Annotated in this window: 25 protein-coding genes and 1 pseudogene; 12 read left to right on the forward strand and 14 right to left on the reverse strand. The window is 63.7% G+C overall.

What is annotated here, in order from left to right; translation table 11 throughout:
* The first annotated feature begins 9 nt into the window (after positions 1-9).
* Both POS17_RS07895 and POS17_RS07900 read left to right on the forward strand, forming a co-directional pair.
* A complete protein-coding gene (locus POS17_RS07895) occupies positions 10-903 on the forward strand; it encodes a LysR family transcriptional regulator (RefSeq protein WP_060838090.1) in 894 nt (297 codons plus the stop codon).
* 9 nt (positions 904-912) lie between these two features.
* Positions 913-1,518 (forward strand): tRNA-uridine aminocarboxypropyltransferase, encoded by a 606-nt coding sequence (locus tag POS17_RS07900; protein ID WP_060838091.1) that lies wholly within the window; start codon positions 913-915, stop codon positions 1,516-1,518.
* A 74-nt stretch (positions 1,519-1,592) separates the two neighbouring features.
* On the opposite strand, the gene POS17_RS07905 is transcribed toward POS17_RS07900, so the two are convergent.
* Complete coding sequence (locus tag POS17_RS07905) at positions 1,593-1,985, reverse strand: YbaN family protein (protein ID WP_060838092.1); 393 nt, start codon at positions 1,983-1,985, stop codon at positions 1,593-1,595.
* A 10-nt stretch (positions 1,986-1,995) separates the two neighbouring features.
* The gene (locus POS17_RS07910) at positions 1,996-2,583 is read right to left on the reverse strand and encodes a UPF0149 family protein (RefSeq protein ID WP_016962628.1); all 588 of its coding nucleotides are present in this window, start codon (positions 2,581-2,583) and stop codon (positions 1,996-1,998) included.
* 275 nt (positions 2,584-2,858) lie between these two features.
* Between POS17_RS07910 and recQ the strand changes: the two genes are divergently transcribed.
* The gene (gene recQ, locus POS17_RS07915) at positions 2,859-4,985 is read left to right on the forward strand and encodes a DNA helicase RecQ (protein WP_060838093.1); all 2,127 of its coding nucleotides are present in this window, start codon (positions 2,859-2,861) and stop codon (positions 4,983-4,985) included.
* A 119-nt stretch (positions 4,986-5,104) separates the two neighbouring features.
* On the forward strand, positions 5,105-5,539 hold the full coding sequence (locus tag POS17_RS07920) for a MarR family transcriptional regulator (RefSeq protein WP_016962630.1): 435 nt from the start codon (positions 5,105-5,107) through the stop codon (positions 5,537-5,539).
* A 97-nt stretch (positions 5,540-5,636) separates the two neighbouring features.
* Here POS17_RS07920 and POS17_RS07925 read toward each other — a convergent pair whose 3' ends face one another.
* Positions 5,637-7,826 (reverse strand): patatin-like phospholipase family protein, encoded by a 2,190-nt coding sequence (locus POS17_RS07925; protein WP_060838094.1) that lies wholly within the window; start codon positions 7,824-7,826, stop codon positions 5,637-5,639.
* A gap of 71 nt (positions 7,827-7,897) precedes the next feature.
* Between POS17_RS07925 and POS17_RS07930 the strand changes: the two genes are divergently transcribed.
* Complete coding sequence (locus POS17_RS07930; protein ID WP_060838095.1) at positions 7,898-8,185, forward strand: SelT/SelW/SelH family protein; 288 nt, start codon at positions 7,898-7,900, stop codon at positions 8,183-8,185.
* On the opposite strand, the gene POS17_RS07935 is transcribed toward POS17_RS07930, so the two are convergent.
* Both POS17_RS07935 and POS17_RS07940 read right to left on the reverse strand, forming a co-directional pair.
* On the reverse strand, positions 8,179-9,072 hold the full coding sequence (locus POS17_RS07935) for a DMT family transporter (RefSeq protein ID WP_060838096.1): 894 nt from the start codon (positions 9,070-9,072) through the stop codon (positions 8,179-8,181). The two genes, POS17_RS07930 and POS17_RS07935, sit on opposite strands and share 7 nt — an antisense overlap.
* Before the next feature lie 51 nt (positions 9,073-9,123).
* On the reverse strand, positions 9,124-9,933 hold the full coding sequence (locus POS17_RS07940; protein WP_060838097.1) for a helix-turn-helix domain-containing protein: 810 nt from the start codon (positions 9,931-9,933) through the stop codon (positions 9,124-9,126).
* Positions 9,934-10,065: 132 nt separating this feature from the next.
* On the opposite strand from POS17_RS07940, the gene POS17_RS07945 reads away from it, so the two are divergent.
* A complete protein-coding gene (locus POS17_RS07945; RefSeq protein ID WP_060838098.1) occupies positions 10,066-10,887 on the forward strand; it encodes a UDP-2,3-diacylglucosamine diphosphatase in 822 nt (273 codons plus the stop codon).
* A gap of 19 nt (positions 10,888-10,906) precedes the next feature.
* On the opposite strand, the gene POS17_RS07950 is transcribed toward POS17_RS07945, so the two are convergent.
* A complete protein-coding gene (locus tag POS17_RS07950) occupies positions 10,907-11,497 on the reverse strand; it encodes an HD domain-containing protein (protein WP_060838099.1) in 591 nt (196 codons plus the stop codon).
* 95 nt (positions 11,498-11,592) lie between these two features.
* Positions 11,593-11,904, reverse strand: a complete 312-nt coding sequence (locus POS17_RS07955; protein ID WP_060838100.1) for a DUF962 domain-containing protein — start codon at positions 11,902-11,904, stop codon at positions 11,593-11,595.
* Positions 11,905-12,063: 159 nt separating this feature from the next.
* Between POS17_RS07955 and POS17_RS07960 the strand changes: the two genes are divergently transcribed.
* Complete coding sequence (locus POS17_RS07960; RefSeq protein WP_060838101.1) at positions 12,064-13,125, forward strand: AraC family transcriptional regulator; 1,062 nt, start codon at positions 12,064-12,066, stop codon at positions 13,123-13,125.
* On the opposite strand, the gene POS17_RS07965 is transcribed toward POS17_RS07960, so the two are convergent.
* Complete coding sequence (locus tag POS17_RS07965; RefSeq protein WP_016962638.1) at positions 13,082-14,536, reverse strand: TrkH family potassium uptake protein; 1,455 nt, start codon at positions 14,534-14,536, stop codon at positions 13,082-13,084. The genes POS17_RS07960 and POS17_RS07965 overlap by 44 nt on opposite strands.
* Positions 14,537-14,658: 122 nt before the next feature.
* On the opposite strand from POS17_RS07965, the gene POS17_RS07970 reads away from it, so the two are divergent.
* The gene (locus tag POS17_RS07970; RefSeq protein WP_060838102.1) at positions 14,659-15,225 is read left to right on the forward strand and encodes a nitroreductase family protein; all 567 of its coding nucleotides are present in this window, start codon (positions 14,659-14,661) and stop codon (positions 15,223-15,225) included.
* A gap of 82 nt (positions 15,226-15,307) precedes the next feature.
* On the opposite strand, the pseudogene POS17_RS07975 reads toward POS17_RS07970, so the two are convergent.
* The 6 genes and pseudogenes from POS17_RS07975 to POS17_RS08000 all read right to left on the reverse strand — a co-directional run bounded on the left by POS17_RS07975 (position 15,308) and on the right by POS17_RS08000 (position 19,395).
* Positions 15,308-16,649: pseudogene (locus POS17_RS07975) on the reverse strand (ATP-binding protein).
* Between the two features lie 66 nt (positions 16,650-16,715).
* Complete coding sequence (locus POS17_RS07980) at positions 16,716-17,153, reverse strand: LTXXQ domain-containing protein (protein ID WP_016965847.1); 438 nt, start codon at positions 17,151-17,153, stop codon at positions 16,716-16,718.
* A gap of 138 nt (positions 17,154-17,291) precedes the next feature.
* Positions 17,292-17,969: a response regulator transcription factor gene (locus POS17_RS07985; RefSeq protein WP_060838103.1), complete on the reverse strand. Its 678-nt coding sequence runs from the start codon at positions 17,967-17,969 to the stop codon at positions 17,292-17,294.
* Positions 17,970-17,976: 7 nt separating this feature from the next.
* Positions 17,977-18,387 (reverse strand): translation initiation factor 2, encoded by a 411-nt coding sequence (locus POS17_RS07990; RefSeq protein ID WP_016965849.1) that lies wholly within the window; start codon positions 18,385-18,387, stop codon positions 17,977-17,979.
* A 110-nt stretch (positions 18,388-18,497) separates the two neighbouring features.
* Positions 18,498-18,797, reverse strand: a complete 300-nt coding sequence (locus tag POS17_RS07995) for a YciI family protein (RefSeq protein WP_060838104.1) — start codon at positions 18,795-18,797, stop codon at positions 18,498-18,500.
* A 1-nt stretch (position 18,798) separates the two neighbouring features.
* Complete coding sequence (locus tag POS17_RS08000) at positions 18,799-19,395, reverse strand: septation protein A (protein WP_060838105.1); 597 nt, start codon at positions 19,393-19,395, stop codon at positions 18,799-18,801.
* An 87-nt stretch (positions 19,396-19,482) separates the two neighbouring features.
* Between POS17_RS08000 and POS17_RS08005 the strand changes: the two genes are divergently transcribed.
* The 4 genes from POS17_RS08005 to scpB all read left to right on the forward strand — a co-directional run bounded on the left by POS17_RS08005 (position 19,483) and on the right by scpB (position 22,825).
* Positions 19,483-20,343 (forward strand): PHP domain-containing protein, encoded by an 861-nt coding sequence (locus tag POS17_RS08005; protein WP_016965852.1) that lies wholly within the window; start codon positions 19,483-19,485, stop codon positions 20,341-20,343.
* Positions 20,344-20,356: 13 nt separating this feature from the next.
* Complete coding sequence (locus POS17_RS08010) at positions 20,357-20,986, forward strand: L-threonylcarbamoyladenylate synthase (protein ID WP_060841894.1); 630 nt, start codon at positions 20,357-20,359, stop codon at positions 20,984-20,986.
* A 120-nt stretch (positions 20,987-21,106) separates the two neighbouring features.
* On the forward strand, positions 21,107-21,805 hold the full coding sequence (locus tag POS17_RS08015; RefSeq protein ID WP_173655933.1) for a segregation and condensation protein A: 699 nt from the start codon (positions 21,107-21,109) through the stop codon (positions 21,803-21,805).
* A gap of 12 nt (positions 21,806-21,817) precedes the next feature.
* Entirely contained in the window at positions 21,818-22,825 is a 1,008-nt protein-coding gene (gene scpB / locus POS17_RS08020) for an SMC-Scp complex subunit ScpB (protein ID WP_060838106.1), read from the forward strand.
* The last annotated feature ends 24 nt before the right edge of the window (positions 22,826-22,849 follow it).

Genomic DNA, 22,849 nt, shown 5'->3' on the forward strand with positions numbered 1-22,849 from the left:
GAGCCTGTCATGGCCAACGCTTTACCTGATCTGAAACTATTGCGCATCTTCGTCAGCGTGGTGCGCCATCAGGGGTTCGCCAATGCCCAGCACGAGCTCAATCTCTCGACTTCGGCCATCAGCACCTACATGAGCCAGCTGGAAGCCTCCCTGGGACTGGTGCTCTGTCACCGTGGCCGGGGCGGTTTCAGCCTGACCAGCAAGGGTGAGCTTTTCCACCAGGAAACCCTGCGCTTGCTGGGGGAACTGGAGGGCTTCGAGCAATACGCGGCGGCCCTCAAGGGCGAGTTGCGCGGCACCCTGAACCTGGGAGTGATCGACTCCACCGTCAGCGACAAGGCCCTGCCGTTCGCCGAGGCCATCGGCGCCTACAGTCAGGAGCATCCGGCGGTGCATCTGCACCTGTCGGTGCTGAGTCCTCATGAGTTGCAACTGGGGGTGCAGGACAACCGCCTGGACCTGGCCATCGGCGCCTTCTCCACACGCATGAGCGGCCTGGTGTACATGCCGCTGTACCGCGAGCAGCACTGGCTGTACTGCAGCAACCGGCATCCGCTGTACAGCGAGCGGCGCATCCCCGAGCAGGTCATCACCCAGCAGCGCATGGTGGGCCGCGGCTACTGGAGCCAGGCCGAGCTGGCCCGTCACGGCTTCAAGCACAGTGCGGCGACCGTGGAGAGCATGGAGGCGCAGTTGATCCTGGTGCTGTCCGGTGCCTACATCGGCTACCTGCCGGAACACTACGCCCAGGCCTGGGCCGACAAGGGGGACCTGCGGGTGCTGCTGCCGGCGACCTTCGGCTATCAGGCGCCGTTCTCCATGATCATGCGCCGTGGCCGGGGCCGTGAGCCGCTGATCCAGACCTTCCGCGACCTGCTCAAGGCCCAGCTCAACCAGTCATAAGGTATTCCCATGTCCCGAGCACGCTGCGAGCGTTGCCTGCGCCCTACGGGCCACTGTCTGTGCCCGCTGATCCCGCGGTTGTCCAGTCGCACCCGGGTGTTGCTGTTGCAGCACCCCAGCGAGGTCAACCATGCCCTGAACACGGCGCGACTGGCCGCGCTGGGGTTGAGTAACGCCGAGTTGGTGGTGGGCGAGGTGTTCGAGGATTTGCCGGCGCTGCTCGCTCAGCCCGGATACAGGGCCTGCCTGCTGTTCCCGGCGGATGATGCCCAGCCATTGCAGGCCTACGCCGAGACGGATGAACCGTTGCTGCTGGTGGTGCCCGACGGCACCTGGCGCAAGGCGCGCAAGCTGCTGCACCTCAATCCGCTGCTGGCGGCCCTGCCGCGAGTGACCCTGGCCGCTGCCACGCCTTCGCGCTATCGCCTGCGCAAGGCCCCGGGGCCGGGTGCGCTGTCGACCCTGGAAGCGATTGTCCAGGCGTTGCAGGTGCTGGAGGCGCCGACCTCCTTCGAGCCCTTGCTGCGCCCCTTCGAGGCCCTGATCGAAGGGCAGATCGCCGCGATGGGCGAGGACACCTACCAACGCAACCATGGCGCCAATTCCTCCCTGTAAGAGGGGCGAAAACGGGACAAAGCTGCAGTGCTTTTCCCCGGTAAACGGGCTACTTCAAGGGGGCGTCTAGCGTCTCAGGTTCGCAAGGTTTTCTGCCGCAGGATGTAAATGCTGACCAGCACCGCGCTGGTCAGCATGAAGCTGCGTGCCCAGATTGACGGCACCAGGTAGCAGGAGAAACCGATGCTCAGCCACATCAGGCCGATCGCATACACCTTGCCCTTGAGCGGTATGCCGTTGCCGTCCAGGTAGTTGCATATCCATGGACCCAGGCGCGGGTGTTGCACCAGCCACTGGTAGAAGCGTGGCGAACTGCGGGCGAAACAGGCCGCCGCCAGCAGCAGGAAAGGGGTGGTGGGCAGTACCGGAAGGAAGATGCCGATGACCCCGAGCGCTACGCTCAGCCAGCCGATGGCCAGCAGAACGTAACGCAATACCCGGGGGCGTTGGCCTATGGGCTTGGCCATAGGCGCCGACTCAGTGGTGACGAGGCTTGAGCAGCGCGGGTTTTTCGTCGGGGGCGTTGCACAGCAGGTACAACGCAGTCAGTGCTTCGGGGATCTGCACGATCATGTCGTCCATCAGGTTGGCATCGGTGGCGATGTCCGAGAACTCCGGCTGCTCGTCGAACAGGCCGGAGCCGACCATGATCGGCAGCAGCATCTCGCTGACTTCTTCCTCTGCGGTTTCGAACCAGGCCGCTTCACGCAGGAATACGCCTTCCATGAAACCGATGCACCAGCCGCGCAGGTCGGAGTCATCCGGGTCGTCGCCCAGGTCGAGTTCGCAGGGCAGTTCGAACTCCTCGTCGGAGGCCAGTTGGCGAGCGATGTGCGCCTTGAGGGCCAGCAGCGTGGATTCGATGGCTTCGCGTTCGGCGTCGTCGCGGTAATGCGGCTCCTCGGCGAAGAGAGCGTCGATCCACTCACGGTCGGGAACGCTTTCCGAACAGATCGACAGCGCGGTCAGGTAGCCGTGAGCGGCCACGTAGTCCAGCGCCTCGTCGTGCAGATCATCTGCGTCGAGGAAGACTTGCAGGCGGGTTAGTTGCTCAGCGAAGGACATTGACGGGCTACCTTGGGGAATAAACGATGTTGAATTCTAGGCTTTCTTGCGCGCTCAAGCCAGCCACGGGGCAGATTTGAGCGGTTCTAAAGGTTACCAGCGGTCCCTTGTCCGCGCCCTCTGTCAGGTGGGGCTCGGGTATACTGCCGCGTTTTGTGATGCCCTGCAGGCCCGAACGCAGTTGCGGACAAGTCCGCTAACGCATTTGTCGGTGAAGCGTGCCGGTTTTTCGGCCAGTCTGCGCCCAGGGAATTCGGTGATTTTTGGAGTTTTTCATGCTCGAACAGGCTCAACGCGTCCTCAAGGACATCTTCGGCTACGACAGTTTCCGTGGTCGCCAAGGTGCGATCATTGAGCGCGTGGCCAGTGGCGGCGATGCCTTGGTGCTGATGCCCACCGGTGGTGGCAAGTCCTTGTGTTTCCAGGTTCCGGCCCTGCTTCGCGAAGGATTGGCGGTGGTGGTATCGCCACTGATCGCGCTGATGGACGATCAGGTGGCCACCCTTGAGGAACTCGGTGTCGCGGCTGCCGCCTTGAACTCGACCCTGAGTGCCGAGCAGCAGCGTGACCTGGCGGCGCGTATTCGTCGCGGCGAGGTGAAGATGCTCTACCTGGCTCCTGAGCGCCTGGTTCAGCCGCGGATGCTGGCGTTCCTGCAGAACCTCGACATCGCCCTGTTCGCCATCGACGAAGCCCACTGCGTGTCCCAGTGGGGCCACGACTTCCGTCCCGAATACCTGCAGTTGGGGCAACTGGCGGAAATGTTCCCCAACGTGCCGCGCATTGCCCTGACCGCCACCGCCGACAAGCGCACCCGGGAAGAGATCGTCAATCGCCTGCACCTGCAGAACGCCGAGCGCTTTCTCTCCAGCTTCGACCGGCCGAATATCTTCTACCGCATCGTGCCCAAGGAGCAGCCGCGCAAGCAGTTGCAGGCGTTCCTCAACGAGCGGCGCAGCGATGCCGGTATCGTCTATTGCCTGTCGCGCAAGAAGGTCGACGAAGTGGCGGCCTTCCTCTGTGAGCAGGGCTTTACCGCGCTGCCGTATCACGCCGGCCTGCCCAATGAGCTGCGGGCCTATCACCAGAAGCGCTTCCTCAACGAGGAGGGCCTGATCATGGTGGCCACCATCGCTTTCGGCATGGGTATCGACAAGCCCAACGTGCGTTTTGTCGCTCATATGGATCTGCCCAAGTCCCTGGAAGCCTACTATCAGGAAACCGGTCGCGCCGGCCGTGACGGCCTGCCGGCGGATGCCTGGATGGCCTACGGGCTGCAGGACGTGCTGATGCTCAAGCAGATGCTGCAGAACTCCGAGGGCGACGAGCGCCACAAGCGTCTCGAGCAGCACAAGCTCGATGCGATGCTGGCCCTGTGCGAGGAAACCCGCTGCCGGCGCCAGACATTGCTGGCCTATTTCGATGAGGACATGCCCCAGCCTTGTGGCCATTGCGACAACTGTGTCGACGGGGTGCAGACCTGGGACGCCACCGAGCCGGCACGCCAGGCACTGTCGGCGATCTATCGCACCGGCCAGCGGTATGGCGTCGGTCACCTGGTGGATGTGCTGCTGGGCAAGGACACGGAAAAAGTGCGCAGTTTCGGTCATCAGCACCTGTCGGTGTTTGGCGTCGGCAAGGCTCGCAGCGAAGGCGAGTGGCGCTCCCTGTTTCGCCAGTTGGTGGCGCGCGGGCTGGCGGATATCGACCTGGAAGGCTACGGCGGCTTGCGTCTGAGCGACAGTTGTCGTCCCTTGCTCAAGGGGGAGGTGACCCTGGAGCTGCGCCGCGATCTCAAGCCGCAGAGCAGCCCGAAAAGCAGTACCAGTCAGGCCAGCCAGCTGGTACGGGGCGAGGAGCGCGAGCAGTGGGAAGCGCTGCGAGCCCTGCGCCGCAAGCTGGCGGAAGAGCATGGGGTGCCGCCTTATGTGATTTTCCCCGACTCGACCTTACTGGAGATGCTGCGCAGCCAGCCCGGCTCCATGGCGGAGATGGCCGAGGTCAGCGGAGTCGGCGCGCGCAAGCTGGAGCGTTATGGCGCGGCCTTCCTCGAAGTGCTGGGCGGCGGTGTCGAGGCGCCGAAGGTGGTCGCCGATATCCGTCACGAGTTGATCACCCTGGCCCGTGCCGGGATGACCCCGGTACAGATCGCCGGGCAACTGCAATGCACGGAGAAGAATGTCTACACCTTGCTGGCCGAAGCCATAGGCAAGCAGCAGTTGTCGCTGGAACAGGCTCTGGACCTGCCGGAAGACCTGCTGGGAGAAATCCAGGATGCTTTCCTCGACGGTGAGGGTGAATTGCCGCCGGTGGCCGAGATCAGCGAGTTGTTTGCCGGACGCGTGCCTGAAGGGGTTTTGTATTGCGTGCGTGCGGCCTTGCAGTCGGAGTTTGAAATTTGAGGGGGTGCGTCAATGTTGTAACGATTCAGTCCCTTACAGGCCTTGCCTCCGGGCAAGGGGCATGCTTAGCTGACTAATAATTAGGTTTTCTTTATTTTCAGTCTGATCATGAGTGTTTTATGCCGTTAACCGATGAACACCGTTTTGGTATGCAGCTGGCGCATATGTCTCGCGGCTGGCGTGCCGAACTGGATCGCCGCCTGGCCGGGCTCGGCCTGTCCCAGGCCCGTTGGCTGGTGCTGTTGCACCTGGCCCGTTTCGAAGACGCGCCAACCCAGCGTGAGCTGGCACAAAGCGTTGGCGTGGAAGGTCCAACCCTGGCCCGTCTGCTGGACAGCCTGGAAACCCAGGGCTTGGTCCAACGCCAGGCGGTAATGGAAGATCGTCGGGCGAAGAAGATCGTGCTCTGTCCTTCCGCCCGGCCCCTGATCGAACAGATCGAAACCATTGCTACCGCCTTGCGCCATGAATTGTTCATTGGCGTCGACGATGAAGACCTGCGGGTCTGCATGCGCGTTCATGGGCGCATCCTGGCCAATCTGGAAAAATCCTGACGCCTTCCGCCGGGGTTGCCTGACCCCGGTTTGTCCTGTTTTCGCCTCTCCCTGAATATTGCTGGTTGCGCCATCCGGTGCGGCACTTGCGCGTCTGTCAGAAGGTCTGGCCGAGGTTCAGCGACAGGGCCTTCTGGTTGTCGTCGTTGAAGCCGTAGCTGAAATTCAATGGCCCCAGCGGCGTATCGAACCCGAGGAAGATGCTCGCGGCATTGATATAGCCGCTGTCAAAGGCGTTGTCGTTGTTCCACGCCCGGCCACGCTCCAGCGAAGCTCCCAGGTACAGCGGGAAATCCAGCGGCAAGTAGGCGCGTGGCGTCAGTCGACGCAAGTACACCGCCCTGGCCAGGGTGATGTTCTGCCCGGACAACGCGTCCTGGCGGAAGCCCGACAGCTGCCGGGCGCCACCGAGCAGGAAGCTGGAAGTCACCACTTCGGCGTTGTCCAGGGTCCGGCCGTAGCGTCCGCCCAGGACGAAGGTGTTGGGGCCGCTGCTCAAGGCCTTGTCCAGCTTGAACTCCCACTGACGGTAGCGGTTGTCCGAGCCCAGGCTTGGTTCGAACTGGCGCAGGGTCAGTCCGATGTCCTCACCGGAGTGAGGGAAGTAGACGTTGTCCAGCGAATCGAAGGAGTACTGCAACTGGTAGTAGCCTTCGTTGAAGTGCTCGCTGGGCAAGTCGTGATCGCCGATGCGTACATCGGCCTTGCCCCAGGCTTCGCCGACACCGAAGCGGACTTCGCCGCTGTTGCCGATCTGTCGTCCCAGGTTGAGGCCGAGGCCGTAGCGTTCCACGCGATACTCGGCGATCGGATCGTTGTCCAGTACCGCTTCGACGTTCTGTGCTTCAGCGGCGATGAAGGGCGCAATGAAGTAGCGCGAGCCGGCGTCCAGTGGCTGGTAGAACTCGCTGTAGATTTCCTGCTGGTCGCCGACCTGCACTCGGGTCAGCCACTCCGCACCGAGGCTGTTGATTCCGTTCATGCGGTAGCTGGCGCCGATATTGAAGGCGCTGTCGCCACGCATGTCATCGGACAGGTTCAGGCCCAGGCGCAGGTAGTCGGTGCCGCTGCGCTTGCCGCGGGCACTGATCACCAGGGTGTTGTCCGGGCCCTTGTGGGTCACGCGATACTGCACCTGCTCGAAGAAATCCAGGCCGTACAAGGTGCCCATGTCGGTCTCCAGGCGGCCCAGGTCCAGGGGCTCGCCGATCCGCTGGCGGATGTAGTAGCGAATGACTTCATCGCTGACCTTGGAGTCGTTCTCCACCTTGATCGCGCTGATGATGGGCGTGCGCTGGCTGGGCTGGCGCGCGGCCGTCAACTGCGCGTCCTGCGGCTCGGAGGGGCGCAGGCGAGCCAGGCGTGCGTCGAGGATGCGGGTGGCGCGATAGCCGGCGTCGATCACTTCCTGGGCGCGGCCGAAGTCGGTGACGCCGAAGCTCGACAGCGAAGGTTGGATCAGCACGTCGTCCTTGTGCAGGGTCGCCAGTTGTTCTTCGGAGTTGCGTCGGGTCATCAGGGTGATGGACTGGTTGAGCACATCCACCACGGTATTGAGTTGCTTGCGCGAGCGCAGCGGCGTGCCGATGTCCACCACAATGGCAATGTCGACCCCCATGTCCCGGGCCACATCCAGGGGAATGTTGTCGGTCATGCCGCCGTCCACCAATAGCCGCCCGTCCAGTTCCACCGGGGCGAATACCGCCGGAATCGACATGCTGGCGCGGATCACCTGGGGCAGGTGGCCTTTGCGGAACACCACCTTTTCGCCGTTGGCGATGTCAGTGGCCACGGCCCTGAAGGGGATCGGCAGCTTGTCGAAGTCCCGGGTGTCACTGGCGTGGGCCAGTTTGCTTTCCAGCAACAACGCCAGGTTCTGGCCCTGGATCACCCCTAGGGGCAGGCCGAGGCTGCCGTCGTCACGGAAGCTGAGCTTCTGCTTGACCAGAAAGTCCCGATCGTCCTGCTTGCGCCGAAAGGGCACGTCTTCCCGGGGCGGGGCATCGGACAGGGCCTGTTTCCAGTCAATGTTCAGGGCCAGTTTCTCCAGCTCGTCGATCTTGTAGCCCGAAGCGTAGAGGCCACCGATCACTGCGCCCATGCTGGTGCCGGCGATCGCGTCGATGCGGATGCCTTGCTCTTCCAGGGCCTTGAGCACGCCGACATGGGCCAGGCCGCGGGCCGCGCCCCCCGAAAGCACCAGGCCGATTTTCGGTCGCGGTGCTTCACTGGATTGAGCGATCAGGGGCAGCAGGCAGAGCAACAGGCAGGACAGCAGGCGGCGCATCGTGGATCTCGGGACGGGCGATAAAGCCGGCTATTATAGCGACGCCCTTGCACCCAGGAGTCCGCCGTACCATGACTGAACGTAAACCCGAAGTGATCATCACCTATTGCACCCAATGCCAGTGGCTGCTGCGGGCGGCCTGGCTGGCCCAGGAGCTGCTGAGCACCTTCAGCGACGACCTGGGCAAGGTGTCCCTGGTGCCCGCTACCGGGGGAACCTTTCATATCAGCTGCGATGGCGTGCAGATCTGGGAGCGCAAGGCCGACGGCGGCTTTCCCGAAGCCAAGGTGCTCAAGCAAAGGGTTCGCGACTGCATCGACCCCGAGCGCGACCTGGGACACAACGATCGGGCTCAGTGAGAGCCGGCCGACGCCGTTGTGGCTGGCTTGCCTGAACGGGTCGAGAGTCGGCTCGACACCACGATCGCCACGATGATCAAGGCGCCTCCCATCAGCATGCGCAGCGTCGGATTCTCGCCGAACAGCAGCCAGGCCACGGTAATCCCGTAGACCGGTTCCAGGGCGAAAACCACCGCCGCGGTGCGAGCCTTGATCACCGCCAGGCTGGCGACAAACAGGCTGTGGGCCAGACCGGTGCAGAAGATTCCCAGCAGACTGATCCATAGCCAGTCCATGGCCCGCACCTGGCCAAGCTCGGGGGCGGCCACCGGCAACAGGCACAGGGCGACCACCACGTTCTGGCAGAGGGCCGCCTGCACCGCGGGAATGCGTCCGGAGCTGGCGCGGTTATTCAAGGACAGCAGGGCAAACAGCAGGCCCGAACCCGCGGCCCAGAGCAGGCCGGTGGTGGCCTGGCTGGCGAGGTCGAAGTCCGGGGTTACCAGCACCAAACCGATGCTCACCAGGCTCACCAGCAGCATCTCGTTGAGGCGGATCCGCTCGCGGAAGATCAGCCCCTCGAGAATGACCGTGAAGGCCGGGAAGCTGGCAAAGCCCAGGGTCGCGATGGCCACCCCAGCGACCTTCACCGCGACGAAGAAGCTGACCCAGTGTCCGGCCAGCAACAGGCCACTGAGCAGCAGGCGCCGCCAATCGGTGGAGGCCAGTTTCTGCCAGGGCGTGGCGCTGGCCAGGCGCGCGAAGCCAGCCAGGGCCAGCACGGCAAAGGCCGCACGGCCGAACACGATAACAGCAGGCGAGGCGACGGCCAGTTTGCCGAACACGCCGGTCAGGCCGAACATCAGAGCGCCGATATGCAGGGCGCCAAGGGCGGTACGCGGAGTCATCTTGATCCTTGAGCAAAAGACGGTGATGGCCTTGAAGGGCTGCGGCTCAGTTTAAGAAGGGTCGGTGCCGGCGTCTGTCGCGATCCTGGGTTTTTTTGTCGAGGGATTAGCCTGGGCTCCCTGCCGGAGCCGACGCGGGGATTGACCGAATTCGCGCAGCATGGCGGCGGCGAAGGCGCTCTGTGAGTTGTAGCCGACCCGGCTGGCGATCTCGCCGACCGGCAGGGTCGAGCCGCGCAGCAGTTCCAGCGCCATGTGCAGGCGCCGTCGTCGCACGTATTCCATGGGCGTCTCGCCACATTCGGCGATGAACCGTGTGTGCAAGTGTGCGCTGGAAAGACCGGCAATTCGTGCCAGATCGGCCACCTGCAGCGGACGGGCGGCGTGGCGCTCTATGTGGGCCTGCATGGCGGCGTAGGGCAGCCGTCGCTCGCCAGGAGGAAGCGGCGTCGAGTGGTTGAGGCTGGCCAGCAGCAGGACTGCGCCTTGCTGGGCAATCAGGGGGTCGTCCACCGGGCTCTGCGCCAGCCAGTTGACCAGGCGGCTCTGGCTTGGCTCCAGGACCCGATGTCGGGGGGCGTCGAGCAAGCGCCGGCTGGCCTCGGCGTGTTCGCCCAAAGATTGTTGCACCCAGTGTTCACCGGGTATGTCCAGCACCAGGCAATGGCTTCCACTGGGGCTGCCGCACACATGCCGGGCGCCGGCCGGTACCACCACGAAGCTCTGTTGCTGCACCTGACTGCCCCGGCCTTCGACTTCGAAATCGAGCTGGCCACGCAGGCCGAACACCAGTTGCGCATGCTCGTGGCTGTGGGCGATCAGGTCGTGAGTGTAATGGCGCAGAGTGAGGATAGATCCCATCACGGTCTCCTTGGCAGAGGCGCAGTCTACACCGCCAGTCGGGCGGTTCGGGCTGTCATCGCATTGCCGCATTTTTGTCATGGGCTATTAATCGCTGGGGCGCAAGCTCGCAAAAAATCCCGGAGAGCGTCCATGACCCATGTCGAACTCGCCAAGCCCAGTCGCAAGCAACGGGTACGGACCTTATGGATTTCCGATGTGCACCTGGGGACCCGGGATTGCCAGGCGGAGCACCTGGCGCAGTTTCTCAAGGGCTACCAGGCCGATCGCATCTACCTGGTGGGGGACATTATCGACGGCTGGAAGCTGCGCGGTGGCATGTACTGGCCTCAGGCCCATACCAATGTGATCCGCCGCTTGCTGACCATGAGCAAGCGCGGCACCGAGGTGATCTACGTCACCGGCAATCACGATGAGTTCCTGCGCCGTTACTCCAAGCTGATTCTGGGCAACATCCAACTGGTGGACGAAGCCGTGCATGTCACGGCGGACGGTCGCCATCTGCTGGTGATTCACGGCGACCAGTTCGACGTCATCACCCGCTATCACCGTTGGCTGGCCTTTCTCGGCGACTCGGCCTACGAGTTCACCCTGACCCTCAACCGCTGGCTCAATCACTGGCGGGCGCGTTATGGCTACGGTTACTGGTCGCTGTCGGCCTACCTCAAGCACAAGGTCAAGACCGCGGTGAGCTTTATCAGTGACTTCGAGGAGGCCATTGCCCACGAGTGCGTCAAGCGCGAGCTGCACGGGGTGGTCTGTGGCCACATCCACCATGCCGAGATCCGCAAGGTCGGCGAGGTGGACTACCTCAATTGCGGTGATTGGGTCGAGTCCTGCACCGCCCTGATCGAGCATTGGGACGGCAGCATCGAACTCTATCGCCTGGCCGACGCCCAGGCCCGGGAAGCCCAGCTCAAGGCCTCGCTCACGAAAATGGCGGAGCCGGCCTGAGCCGGAGAACCATCGGGCTTCAGTCGGCGCGGGGCTGTTCCATGGCCGCCTGGTACAGCGACTGCCGTGGCTGGGCGAACAGCCGTTGCAGCATGGGTTCGAAGAAGCTCAGGGGCAGGCTGGCGTAGGTGGGGTCGAACGCCGCGGCATCGTACTTGGCGCAGAATTCGGCAGTGCGCTGGTACAGCGGATGCTCGCGAAATTGCTCGCGCAGATGGCGGTCCATGCCCAGGTGGTGGAAGAAGTAGTAGCCCTGGAAGATTCCGTGCTTTTCCACCATCCACAGGTTCTCCGGGCTGACGAAGGGCTTGAGGATGGCGGCGGCGATATCCGGATGATTGTAGGAACCCAGGGTGTCGCCGATGTCATGCAGCAGGGCGCAGACCACGTACTCCTCGTCGCGCCCGTCATGCCAGGCGCGGCTGGCGGTCTGCAGTGAATGAGTCAGACGGTCCACCGGGAAACCGCCGAAGTCGCCTTCCAGCAGTCGCAAGTGGGTCAGGATGCGGGCGGGCAGTTGCCTGGCGTAGGTGCTGAAATCCGCAGCGATGATCGCCCAGTCCTCTTGGGTGCCATCCTGCATGTGGGTGAAGCGTGCGTGAGCCTTCATCGTTCGGCCTCTTGTTGTCAGGGGAAGTCGGGCCCGAGCCCGGCCATGGTCATAGCCATGGTCGCGGGGTGGCGAGGACGGATGGCCGGTCGGCGCTAGAACGGCACCTTGCCGAGGATCATGTCGCGGTACATGACGAAGTCGCCCAGCAGGCTGTACAGCGGGTGCTGAAAGGTGGCCGGACGATTTTTTTCGAAGAAGAAATGCCCGACCCAGGCAAAGCCGTAGCCGGCCAGCGGTAGCGCCAGCAACAGCAGCCAGGCCCCTTTGCCGATGGCCAGGGCCAGGAGGAAGATCACCAGGCTGGTGCCGATAAAGTGCAGGCGACGGCAGGTGCTGTCGCTGTGCTCGCTCAGGTAATAGGGGTAGAACTCGGCGAAGCTGCTGAACTGTCGGATGTTTTCCATGGCCGCGATCTCGGTTGTTTGTTGTTGTGCGGGCGGATGTTCTGCGGGAGCTTATGTGAGTCTAGAGTCCCTGGTTGCGCTGGCCAGTGACAATAGGCGCCACTTTAGTATCCTTGGGCAATTGGCCGTAGCATGCGGCTTGTCATGTAAGAAGCCCTCATGAGCGAACGAACGACTTCTGCAAGCTGGGCCTTGGGAATAGTCAAGGCTCTGGAGATGGATGGCCTGGACTGCCGCGCTTTGTTCGAGCAGTTGGGGCTCGACTACGGCGCTCTCGAAGACCCCGACGCGCGCTTCCCCCAGGATTCGATGACCCGGCTCTGGCAGCGTGCCGTCGAGTTGTCCGGCAACCCGGCGATCGGCCTGAACATGGGCAAGGTGGTGCGTCCGGCATCCTTTCATGTGGCCGGTTACGCCTTGATGTCGAGTCGTACCCTGGTCGAAGGCTTTCAGCGTCTGGTGCGCTATCAGCGCATCATTGCCGAAAGCGCCGACCTGAGCTTTCGTCTTTTACCCGAGGGTTATGCGCTGATCCTGACGGTACATGGCGACCATCTGCCGCCCACCCGGCAAAGTGCCGAGGCCTCGCTGGCCTGCGCACTGGCCCTGTGCAGCTGGTTGACCGGACGGGCCCTGCAGCCACGCAAGGTACTGCTGCAAGGCGAGCAGCCCGAGGACCTGCAGCCTTACAAGGAGATGTTCCATGCCCCGCTGGCGTTCTCCGCGCCCTTTGATGCACTGATCTTCGAACGCGCCGACATGGAGGCGCCACTGCCCACGGCCAACGAGGCGATGGCCTTGCTGCACGATCGTTTTGCCGGCGAGTACCTGGCGCGCTTTTCTGAAAGCCGGGTGACCCACAAGGCGCGGCAGGTGCTGTGCCGCCTGTTGCCCCAGGGCGAGCCCAAGCGCGAGGTGGTGGCGCAGACCCTGCACCTGTCGCAGCGCACGTTGCAGCGTCGTCTGCAGGAGGAGGGCACCAGCTTCCAGACCCTGCTGGACGACACCCGGCGAGAGTTGGCCGAGCAGTATCTGGCGCAGCCGCGCATGACCTTGCTGGAGATTGCCTACCTGTTGGGGTTCGCCGATCCGAGCAATTTCTTCCGGGCGTTTCGCCGCTGGTTCGATACCACGCCGGGTGAGTATCGGGCACGCCTGCTGGCGCTGCCGGCGTCGGTCAATGACGCCAGAACGCCGGAATACACAACACGAACACCGTAATGATCTCCAGTCGGCCCAGGAGCATGCCCAGGGACAGGATCCACTTGGCGGCATCCGGCAGGGTCGAGAAGTTGCCCGCCGGGCCGATGGTTTCGCCCAGGCCCGGGCCCACGCCGGATACGGTGCTGGCGGCGCCGGTCAGGGCGGTCATCCAGTCCAGGCCCAGGAGCGACAGGGCCAGGGCAATCATGCAGATGGTGATGGCGAAGAAGAACGAGAAGGTCAGGATCGAACGGACGATTTCCTCGTCCAGGCGGTGGCCGTTGTACTTCTGCTTGATCACCGCCCGGGGGTGGATCAGCTGATTGAGGTTGGCCTTGAGCAGGATGTAGGCCACCTGGAAGCGGAAGATCTTGATCCCTCCGGCCGTGGAGCCTGAACAGCCACCGACGAACCCCAGATAAAAGAACAGCATCAGTGAGAAATTGCCCCACAGGCTGTAGTCGCCCAAGGCGAACCCGGTGGTGGTGACCACCGAGGTCACGTTCAGCGCCACGTGACGCAGGGCGTCCAGCCAGTGCAGGTCGGTGGTCCACCAGTACCAGGTGCCCAGTACCAGCCAGGTCACCAGGAGCATGCCGAGCAGGCCCTGGACCTGCTGATCCTTGATCAACGCCTTGCGGTTGCCGCGCAGGGTCGCCACATAGAGGGCGAAGGGCAGGCTGCCGAGGATCATCACCACCACCGCCACCCAGTGCACTGCCGGTTGCTGCCAGTGGGCCAGGGAGTCGTCGGAGGTGGAGAAACCGCCGGTGGAGATTGCCGACATGGCGTGGTTGATGGCGTCGAACACGTTCATGCCGGCCCACCAGAACGCCAGGCTGCCGAAGATGGTGATGCCGACATAGGTGGCGACGATCAGGCGCGCCACCATGTGCGAGCGCGGCATGACCTTTTCCGAGCGGTCCGAGGACTCGGTCTGGAACAGGCGCATGCCGCCAATGCGCAGCAGCGGCAGGATCGCCACCGCCATGCCGATAAAGCCGATGCCCCCCAGCCAGTGCAGCATCGAGCGCCAGATCAGGATGCCCGGGGACATGCTGTCCAGGCCGCTGAGCACCGTGGCGCCGGTGGCGGTGATGCCGGACATGCTTTCGAAGAACGAATCGGTGTAGCTGATGTGCTGGGTCAGCAGGAACGGCAGGGCGGCAAAGATACACACCACCACCCAGCTGGAAACCGTCAGCAGGTACATGTCTCGCGGGCGCAGGTGGATGTGCTCGGGGCGACCGGGAATCACCAGGGCCAGCCCGGCGATAAAGGTGATCATGCTGGCCCAGAGGAAGGACGGCAGGTCGCCGGTGCGTTCGAAGATCACCAGTGTCGCCATCGGTACCACCATGGCGATGGCCAGGGTGATGAGGAAGATGCCGATGATGAAGCCAATGATTCTTAAAGTCGGCAACGCCATGTATTGCGCTCGGGCTGGTAGGTGAAGGGCGCTCATTCTACCTGCGGGGCAGGGCATGTAAACCGGCACCCCGGCGGCGGATGCCGTTAGAATGGCCGGACATTTTTTTCAGGAGGTGGCCGATGGAGGCTCTCGACGCTTTGCTCAACCGTGTTTCCGTGCCGCGCCTGGTGGAGCCTGCGCCCAGCGCCGCGCAGCGCGAAGCACTGTTCGCCGCCGCCTTGCGCGCGCCGGACCACGGGCAATTGCGCCCCTGGCGGTTCCTCACCGTCGAAGGCCAAGCCCGTGATCAGTTGGGCGAACTGCTGGTTGAAGCCGTACAGCTGCAAGGCGGCGAAGTGACTCAGGCCGCGCTGGACAAGGCCCGGGCCATGCCGCTGCGTGCACCGCTGGTGGTAGTGGTCGTGGCGCGGCTGCAGGAGCATTTCAAGGTGCCCAAGTCCGAGCAATTGCTGGCGGCGGGCTGTGCAGCCCACGGTATCCTGCTGGCGGCCTATGCCCAGGGCATTGGCGCCGTGTGGCGCACCGGCGAGTTGTCCTATTCGCCGCACGTGGCCAAGGGGCTGGGCCTGACGGAGGGGGAAGAGATCATTGCCTTCCTGTACCTGGGGACGCCGCTGAACGAGCCTCGGGTCGCACCAAAAGTCGACACCAGCGAGTTTGTCAGCGCCTGGAGCGCCAAGGCCTGATCGACACCAGCGGTCGCTGTGTTGCATCGCGGGCAAGCCCGTTACCGCCGGACCTGGCAGTAGCGGCTTGCCCGCGCTGGTTTCAGGCGGGGGCTGGCGCGCCGGGCATCAGGGGCAACTCCAGGGTGGCGATGAAGCCGCCCTGGGAGTGATTGTCCAGTAACAGACTGCCGCCGTGACGCTCCGCCGCCCGGCGAGCAATGGCCAGGCCCAGGCCATGGCCGGGTGCGCTTTGCCCTGGTGCGCGGAAGAACGGCTCACCCAACTGTTTCAGGTGTTCGGCGCCCACCCCGGGCCCGTGGTCGCGCACGCTGATCAGGATCCTGTCGCCCTGGCGCAGGGCCTGGACCTCGATCGGTTGCCCGGCGGGGTTGAAGCGCTGGGCATTGCGCAGCAGGTTGTCCACCGCTCGCTCCAGCATGGTCGGCCAGCCTCGCAGGCTCAGCTGCGGCTGGGCGTCGATCTGCACCTGTTGCTCCGGGCAGGCCAGTTGCGCGTCTTTTTGCAGGGCCAGCAGCAAGGCATTGAGGTCCACGTCCTCGGCGCTGGCGTTGTCCGCGTCGACCCGGGCCAGCACCAGGATCTCGCTGATCAGCGCCTCCAGGCGATCGCATTCCCGAGTCAGTCGGGGCCACAGCCGCTCCCGCTCTTCGGGGGCGGCACGCTCGGCCAGGGCCAGGGCAATGCGCAGCCGTGCCAGGGGGGGAACGCAGTTCGTGGGACACATCCCGCAGCAACTGACGCTGGCTGCCAATCAGGCTTTGCAGACGCGAGCCCATGCGGTTGAAGTCCCGGGCCAGTACGCCGAACTCGTCGCGCCGATTGGCCAGGCGCGCCAGGCTGTTCTGCTGATAGCTGGCCTGGCCCAGATCGTGTACGGCGCCGCGCAGGCGGCTCAGCGGACGGGTGATGGACAGGGTTACCAGCAGGCTGAACAGGGTCAGCACCACCAGGGCAATGGCCAGGGCGCTGAGGGGCCAGGTCAGGCTGTCGCGGTGCCAGGCATCCAGCTCCGGATGGGGGATGCGGTAGATGAACAGATAGGTATCGCCGGTGGTCGGGCTGGTGTATTCCGCGGTCAGGCGGCGCCAGGGCAGGTGGCGGTCGTCGTTGTTCTGCCGGGCCTCGAAGGCGGCGGCGCGGCGCGGGAAAGTCCCGCGTACCACCGGGTCGCCGCTCTCATTGAGGACCTGGACATCGATGTGGTACTGGCGCTTGCGCTGCTGGAGGATGTCCTGGGCGGCGTCTTCGCCCTGGGTTTCGTAGGTTTGCGTCCACTCCGCGGTGAGGCTGTTGAGCCCCGGATGGCGACTGAGGATCCAGGCGTCCTGGTTGAGCATGTGCCCGAGCAGGATCGACAACCCGGCAACCAGGGTGATGGCCAGCCAGAAACTGGCCAGGATGCGCCAGAACAATGAACGCACAGAGACTCCTCGAACGCGAAAGCCCAGTGGCGCAGGCCACTGGGCTGGGGGATGGACGCTAACGCATTATTGCGCTTTTTGCGGTTGTTGCGCTTTCCAGGCCTTGAACTCGGCCCATTCGGCGCGACGTTCCTCTTGTTTCTTCACGATGGCGTCGAATTCTTTCTGCTGCTCGGGCTTGAGCAGGGCGCGGATGTCAGCCTGGGTTTTCTGCTGTTTGGCGGCCAGTTCGTCTTTCATGGCTTTCTGGTCGGCCGGCGAGAGTTTTTCCAGGTATTTTTCCACGACGGCCTTGCGGTCGTGCATTTGCTCGCCCATCAGCTTGCCGATCTGTTGGCGTTGCTCACGGCTCAGGTCCAGTTGACCGAAGGGGCCTTTGCCGCGCATGTGCTCGCTGTGCCGTGGACCGTCCATCGGCCCCATCGGGCCGTTGCCCTCAGGCATGGCCATGGCCACGGTTGGCAGGGCGGCGGCGAACAACAGAGCGATCAGGGTCTTGCGCATGGTGTGTCTCCTTGTCTCATTCCCGGTAAGTTCCGGATGAGTTCAGGTTACCCAGATCAAGGTCAGCGGCGGTCAGTGGAGGGTAAAGCTTGGGTAAAGACGCCGGGCCGGCGTCCTGACAATGGCGTCGGGACGCGGTTACAGGCTGTAGTAGTAGCCGCGGCTGCGCAGGGCAACGATGCGCGGGCGACCATCTGGGTGGGGGCCGATCTTCTTGCGCAGATTGCTGACGTGCATGTCCAGGCTGCGGTCGTACAGGGTCAGCTTGCGGCCCAGCGCGATCTGCGCCAGTTCCTGTTTGTCCAGCGGCTCGCCAGGTTGCTTGAGCAGGGCCTCCAGCAGGCGACTTTCGGAAACCGTGAGACTGATGTCCTGCTCGTCAATGGTGGCCACGCCGCGAATCGGGCTGAAGCACAGGTCGCCCAGCTCCAGCTGGCTGGAAGCCGCCACCGGGTGGCTGCGGCGCAGGACTGCGCGCAGGCGGGCAGTGAGTTCGCGAGGGTCGCAAGGCTTGGCCAGGTAGTCGTCGGCGCCCAGTTCCAGGCCGAGGATGCGGTCCAGGGGCTCGCCGCGGGCCGAAAGCATCAGCACCGGCAGGTCGGGGTGGTCGTTGCGCAGTTGCTTGAGCAGTTCCAGGCCGCTGCCGTCGGGCAGCATGACGTCCAGCACCACGGCTGCCGGGGCCGCTTCGGCCAGGGCCCGGCGTGCGCTCCAGCCATCGTGGCAGGCACGCACTTGAAAGCCTTCCTGGCCGAGCCAACTGCTCAGGAGCTCGCACAGCTCCTGGTCATCATCAATCAGTAACAGGTCGCTCATGAATCACTCAATTTAGCCATTGTCGACGCTTGCGATGCCCGCCACTGGCGAAGATACCGCAGAGCAGGGCGATGAGGGCCACGCCGCCGCCAGTGACGAACCATTGCTGCTGATCGGTCAGCAGTCGCGGCACCGGGTTGGCCTGGGCCTCTTTGAGCTGCAGCTTGAGGCGCTGGTTCTCCTGGCGCAAGCGGGCCAGTTGTGGGCTTTCCCGTTCGGCGTCGGCGCTTTGCAATTGTTTGCTCAGCTCTTCTCGCAGGCGCTCGCTTTCTTTCAAGCGTTGCTGCAACTCGGTGATCTGACTGCCGGCGCTCAGGGACAGCGGCGTCGAATGGCCGGTTTCCTGGGTTTCCTCGGCAAGGGCCGGAGCCCCGATCGACAACATGACCAACAGCAGACACAGCGGACCTTGGCGCATCGAAACTCCTGATTCCAATCGAGTGTTGGGCAGGTTGTCGGCCGTCAAACGAGAATAATGAGCGATTGAGAACGCGATGGACCCTGAAGGTTCATCGCGTCGGGGAGGATTTACGGCATCGATTGCCTGAACGGCTTGACCAGCACGTTGGCGTAGACGCCGGCAGTGACGAAGGGGTCGGCTTCGGCCCAGGCCTGGGCGGCTTCCAGGGACTCGAACTCGGCCACGATCAGGCTGCCGGTGAAGCCGGCGGCGCCGGGGTCGTTGCTGTCGATCGCCGGGTGCGGGCCGGCCAGCACCACACGCCCTTGCTCATTGAGTACTTGCAGTCGCTCCAGGTGCGCCGGGCGTGCGGCCAGGCGTTTTTCCAGGGAGTTGGCGACGTCTGTGGCAATGATTGCGTAAAGCATGTCAGTCCTCGGTTTTCGGGGTAGTGGGATCGGCGTCATGCAGGTGGCGCGACAGGTAGATGCCCTGGCCCACCAGGAATAGTACGGTCATGCCCAGGCTGCCGAAGACTTTGAAGTCGACCCAGATGCTCTGGAAAGTGAAGGCGACGAACAGGTTGGCGGCGCCGCAGAACAGGAAGAACGCGATCCAGGCGATGTTCAGGCGGGTCCACACCGGATCAGGCAGGGTCAGGGCGTGACCCATGATGCGCTTGATCAGCAGGCGGTCGCCGATGAAATGGCTGCCGATGAAGGCCAGGGCGAACAGCCAGTTGACCACCGGGGCTTTCCACTTGAGGAAGGTTTCGCTGTGGAAGGCCAGGGTCAGGCTGCCGAAGACCAGGCAGGCGACCAGGGTCAGCCACTGGCTCTTTTCCAGTTTGCGCTGGGAAATGAACAGCGCGCCGTACACCACCAGGGAACTGATGATCAGCACCGCCGTGGCGCTGTAGATGCCGCCCACGGTGACTTCGTGCCCGGCCAGGTCGACGACCCGGGGATCGATTTTATAGACGATGAAAAACAGGAACAGCGGGATGAAGTCGATGAATTGTTTCACAGTGGCAGCCAGAAGCAGGATGTGGCGGCATAATAACAAACATCCTTGGTCGCGAAAGCGCCAGCTGACTTGAGGTTTTAACATCCTGTGAATGTCGATTTGCACTGCCATAGCACGGCCTCCGACGGCGCCCTGGCGCCTGCGGTTCTGGTTGCGCGTGCGTACGAGAGAGGCGTGCGAATCCTGTCCCTGACCGACCACGACACCCTCGAAGGGCTGGATGAGGCCCGTCAGGCAGCGGCGCAACTGGGCATGCAACTGGTCAATGGCGTCGAACTGTCCTGCACCTGGGGCGGCGCCACTATTCATGTGCTGGGCTACGGATTTGATACCCGGGCCCCGGCCCTGGTGACAGCCATCGAGAAACTTCACGCAGGGCGCTGGCTGCGTTCCGAGGAAATCAGCCGCAAGCTGGCCCTCAAGGGCATGCCGGGCGCTTTGGAAGGCGCCCGGGCCATCCAGCAGGAGCTGGGAGACAGCGGTAACGCCCCGGCGCGGCCGCACTTTGCCGACTACCTGGTGCGTGCCGGCTTCGTCAAGGACCGCGCCGAAGCCTTCCGCAAGTGGCTGGGGGCGGGAAAGCTGGGTGACGTCAAGCTGCACTGGCCCACCCTGGAGGAAACGGTCGGCACCCTGCGCGAGGCCGGTGCCTGGGTCAGCCTGGCCCATCCCTGGCACTACGATTTCACCCGCAGCAAGCGTCGCCGTCTGATTGCCGACTATATTCAAGCCGGTGGTCATGCAATCGAAGTGGTCAATGGCCATCAACCTGCGGAGCAAGTGGGCAGTTTGGCTATTCTTGCTCGTGAATTCGGACTGCTGGTCAGCGCCGGCAGTGACTTTCATGGTCCAGGAGGCTGGTCCGAGATCGGCGAATACCGCCCGGTACCCGAGGATCTGCCACCGCTATGGTGTCGCTTCAAACATGAGCCAATTATTGCCGCCTGAACAGGTAGAGACAGTGAGTCAATTTTTCCAGATCCACCCGGAAAACCCCCAGCCGCGCCTGATCAAACAGGCCGTCGAGATCATCCGTGGCGGTGGCGTGGTGATCTATCCCACCGATTCGTCCTATGCGATCGCCTGCCAGATGGGCGACAAGGCGGCGATCGAGCGGGTGCGCCGCTTGCGGCAACTGGACGACAAGCACAACTTCGCGCTGATCTGCAGCGACCTTTCGCAGTTGGGCCTGTTCGCCAAGATCGACACTGGCACCTTCCGCCTGCTCAAGGCCCATGTGCCGGGGCCCTATACCTTTATCCTCAATGCCACCCGGGAGGTGCCGCGCCTGCTGCTGCACCCCAAGCGCCGCACCATCGGCCTGCGGGTGCCGAGCAACCCGATTGCCCTGGCGCTGCTGGCCGAGCTGGGCGAACCGCTGATGAGTGTCAGCCTGATCATGCCCGGCGACACCGAGGCCCTGAGCGATCCCTATGAGATGCGCCAGTTGCTGGAGCATCAGGTGGACCTGATCATCGACGGCGGCTTCGGCAGCACCGAGTCGTCCACAGTGATCAGCCTGGCCGATGGCGAGCCGGAAGTGATCCGCGTCGGTTGTGGCGACCCTGCGCCGTTCATGGCCGAGGCCTAGATGTCCGCAGTAGAAACCGTCGACGAGCAGGCCGGTGCCCAACAGGAGCTGCCATTCGCCATGGTCTATGGCCAGGCGGTCATGGAAATGCCCCTGGACCTGTACATCCCCCCGGATGCCCTGGAGGTCTTCCTCGAAGCCTTCGAAGGCCCGCTGGACTTGCTGCTGTACCTGATCCGCAAGCAGAACATCAATATCCTCGACATCCCGGTGGCGGAAATCACCCGCCAGTACATGGGCTATGTGGAACTGATGCAGTCGGTGCGCCTGGAGCTGGCCGCCGAGTACCTGGTGATGGCGGCGATGCTGGCCGAGATCAAATCGCGAATGCTTTTGCCGCGTTCCGCCGAGGTCGAGGAAGAAGAGGACGACCCGCGGGCCGAGCTGATCCGCCGCCTGCAGGAATACGAGCGCTTCAAGGCCGCCGCTGAAGGCATCGACGGCCTGAGCCGGGTTGGCCGCGACGTGGTGGTGCCCAAGCTTGATGCGCCCGAGGCTCGGGTGCGCAAGCTGCTGCCGGATGTGGCCCTGGAAGAGTTGCTGATGTCCATGGCCGAGGTGCTGCGCCGTGGCGACATGTTCGAAAGCCACCAGGTCAGCCGCGAGGCCCTGTCTACCCGCGAGCGCATGAGCGATGTGCTGGAGCGGCTCAAGGGCGGCGGTTTCGTGCCCTTTGTCGAGCTGTTCACCGCCGAGGAAGGGCGCCTGGGGGTGGTGGTGACCTTCATGGCGATCCTCGAACTGGTCAAGGAATCCCTGGTCGAGCTGGTGCAGAATGAGCCCTTTGCGGCCATCCACGTACGGGCGCGAGCCGAATAACGAGCTTAAATCATGAACCTGAATGAACCCCGCGAGCTGGCCTCCCTGCTCGAAGCCTTTCTGTTGGCCTCGGGAAAACCCCAGTCCCTGGAACGCCTGTTCGAGCTCTTCGAAGAAGCCGAGCGGCCGGACCCGGCCGTCTTCAAGAAGGCCCTGGCCCTGCTGGGCAAATCCTGCGAGGGGCGGGCGTTCGAGCTCAAGGAAGTGGCTTCTGGCTATCGCTTGCAGATCCGCGAAAAGTTCGCGCCCTGGGTCGGCCGCCTGTGGGAGGAGCGCCCGCAGCGCTACTCCCGTGCCCTGCTGGAAACCATGGCCCTGATTGCCTACCGCCAGCCGATTACCCGCGGCGAGATCGAAGATGTGCGCGGCGTGGCGGTCAACAGCAACATCGTCAAGACGCTGCTGGAGCGCGAGTGGATTCGGGTGGTGGGCTACCGTGATGTGCCGGGCAAACCGGCGATGTTCGCCACCACCAAGGCCTTTCTCGACCATTTCAACCTGAAGAACCTCGACGACCTGCCGCCGCTGGCCGAACTGCGGGAGATCGAAGCCGAGCCGGTGCTGGAGTTCGATGACGCCCCCGTGCCCGAGCACTTGCAGCAACTGGCCGACGCCAGCGCGGAGCAGGAAGAGCCCAAGGAAGAAACCAGCTTCCATACCCTGTTGCTGGAGCTGGACTCCATGGAGGAGGGGATCAAGACCGACTTCGACGACCTGCATCGCGATGGCGCGGTTGAGCCTGGGAACTCGGAGCCGCTGTTCGATCACCCGGAGGTGCAAGCCGAGCCTGACATCCCTGGTGACGACTTGGATGACTCCCATGAGTTTGCGGTCGAGCCCGAAGCAGAGCCGCAGGGTGCAGCCGAGGACGATGTGCTGGGTGTCGCCGAGGCCCGGGCCAAATTGCTGGCCGCCGTGGCCGCGCTGGAGCCTTCGCCACCGCAATTGAGCGAAGAAGAAGCCGAAGCCCTGGCCCTGGCCGAAGCCATCGAAAACGAACGCCGCCTGCTGGACGACTGACCTTGCCGGCGAAGGCATCAGTCG

It is taken from the genome of Pseudomonas sp. Os17, assembly GCF_001547895.1.
Classification (GTDB): domain Bacteria; phylum Pseudomonadota; class Gammaproteobacteria; order Pseudomonadales; family Pseudomonadaceae; genus Aquipseudomonas.

Excerpts from the sequence above, each read along its gene's own strand:
- POS17_RS07895 (WP_060838090.1), top strand. The coding sequence starts at position 10 with ATGGCCAACGCTTTACCTGATCTGAAACTATTGCGCATCTTCGTCAGC.
- POS17_RS07900 (WP_060838091.1), top strand. The coding sequence starts at position 913 with ATGTCCCGAGCACGCTGCGAGCGTTGCCTGCGCCCTACGGGCCACTGT.
- POS17_RS07905 (WP_060838092.1), bottom strand. The coding sequence starts at position 1,985 with ATGGCCAAGCCCATAGGCCAACGCCCCCGGGTATTGCGTTACGTTCTG.
- POS17_RS07910 (WP_016962628.1), bottom strand. The coding sequence starts at position 2,583 with ATGTCCTTCGCTGAGCAACTAACCCGCCTGCAAGTCTTCCTCGACGCA.
- recQ (WP_060838093.1), top strand. The coding sequence starts at position 2,859 with ATGCTCGAACAGGCTCAACGCGTCCTCAAGGACATCTTCGGCTACGAC.
- POS17_RS07920 (WP_016962630.1), top strand. The coding sequence starts at position 5,105 with ATGCCGTTAACCGATGAACACCGTTTTGGTATGCAGCTGGCGCATATG.
- POS17_RS07925 (WP_060838094.1), bottom strand. The coding sequence starts at position 7,826 with ATGCGCCGCCTGCTGTCCTGCCTGTTGCTCTGCCTGCTGCCCCTGATC.
- POS17_RS07930 (WP_060838095.1), top strand. The coding sequence starts at position 7,898 with ATGACTGAACGTAAACCCGAAGTGATCATCACCTATTGCACCCAATGC.
- POS17_RS07935 (WP_060838096.1), bottom strand. The coding sequence starts at position 9,072 with ATGACTCCGCGTACCGCCCTTGGCGCCCTGCATATCGGCGCTCTGATG.
- POS17_RS07940 (WP_060838097.1), bottom strand. The coding sequence starts at position 9,933 with ATGGGATCTATCCTCACTCTGCGCCATTACACTCACGACCTGATCGCC.
- POS17_RS07945 (WP_060838098.1), top strand. The coding sequence starts at position 10,066 with ATGACCCATGTCGAACTCGCCAAGCCCAGTCGCAAGCAACGGGTACGG.
- POS17_RS07950 (WP_060838099.1), bottom strand. The coding sequence starts at position 11,497 with ATGAAGGCTCACGCACGCTTCACCCACATGCAGGATGGCACCCAAGAG.
- POS17_RS07955 (WP_060838100.1), bottom strand. The coding sequence starts at position 11,904 with ATGGAAAACATCCGACAGTTCAGCAGCTTCGCCGAGTTCTACCCCTAT.
- POS17_RS07960 (WP_060838101.1), top strand. The coding sequence starts at position 12,064 with ATGAGCGAACGAACGACTTCTGCAAGCTGGGCCTTGGGAATAGTCAAG.
- POS17_RS07965 (WP_016962638.1), bottom strand. The coding sequence starts at position 14,536 with ATGGCGTTGCCGACTTTAAGAATCATTGGCTTCATCATCGGCATCTTC.
- POS17_RS07970 (WP_060838102.1), top strand. The coding sequence starts at position 14,659 with ATGGAGGCTCTCGACGCTTTGCTCAACCGTGTTTCCGTGCCGCGCCTG.
- POS17_RS07980 (WP_016965847.1), bottom strand. The coding sequence starts at position 17,153 with ATGCGCAAGACCCTGATCGCTCTGTTGTTCGCCGCCGCCCTGCCAACC.
- POS17_RS07985 (WP_060838103.1), bottom strand. The coding sequence starts at position 17,969 with ATGAGCGACCTGTTACTGATTGATGATGACCAGGAGCTGTGCGAGCTC.
- POS17_RS07990 (WP_016965849.1), bottom strand. The coding sequence starts at position 18,387 with ATGCGCCAAGGTCCGCTGTGTCTGCTGTTGGTCATGTTGTCGATCGGG.
- POS17_RS07995 (WP_060838104.1), bottom strand. The coding sequence starts at position 18,797 with ATGCTTTACGCAATCATTGCCACAGACGTCGCCAACTCCCTGGAAAAA.
- scpB (WP_060838106.1), top strand. The coding sequence starts at position 21,818 with ATGAACCTGAATGAACCCCGCGAGCTGGCCTCCCTGCTCGAAGCCTTT.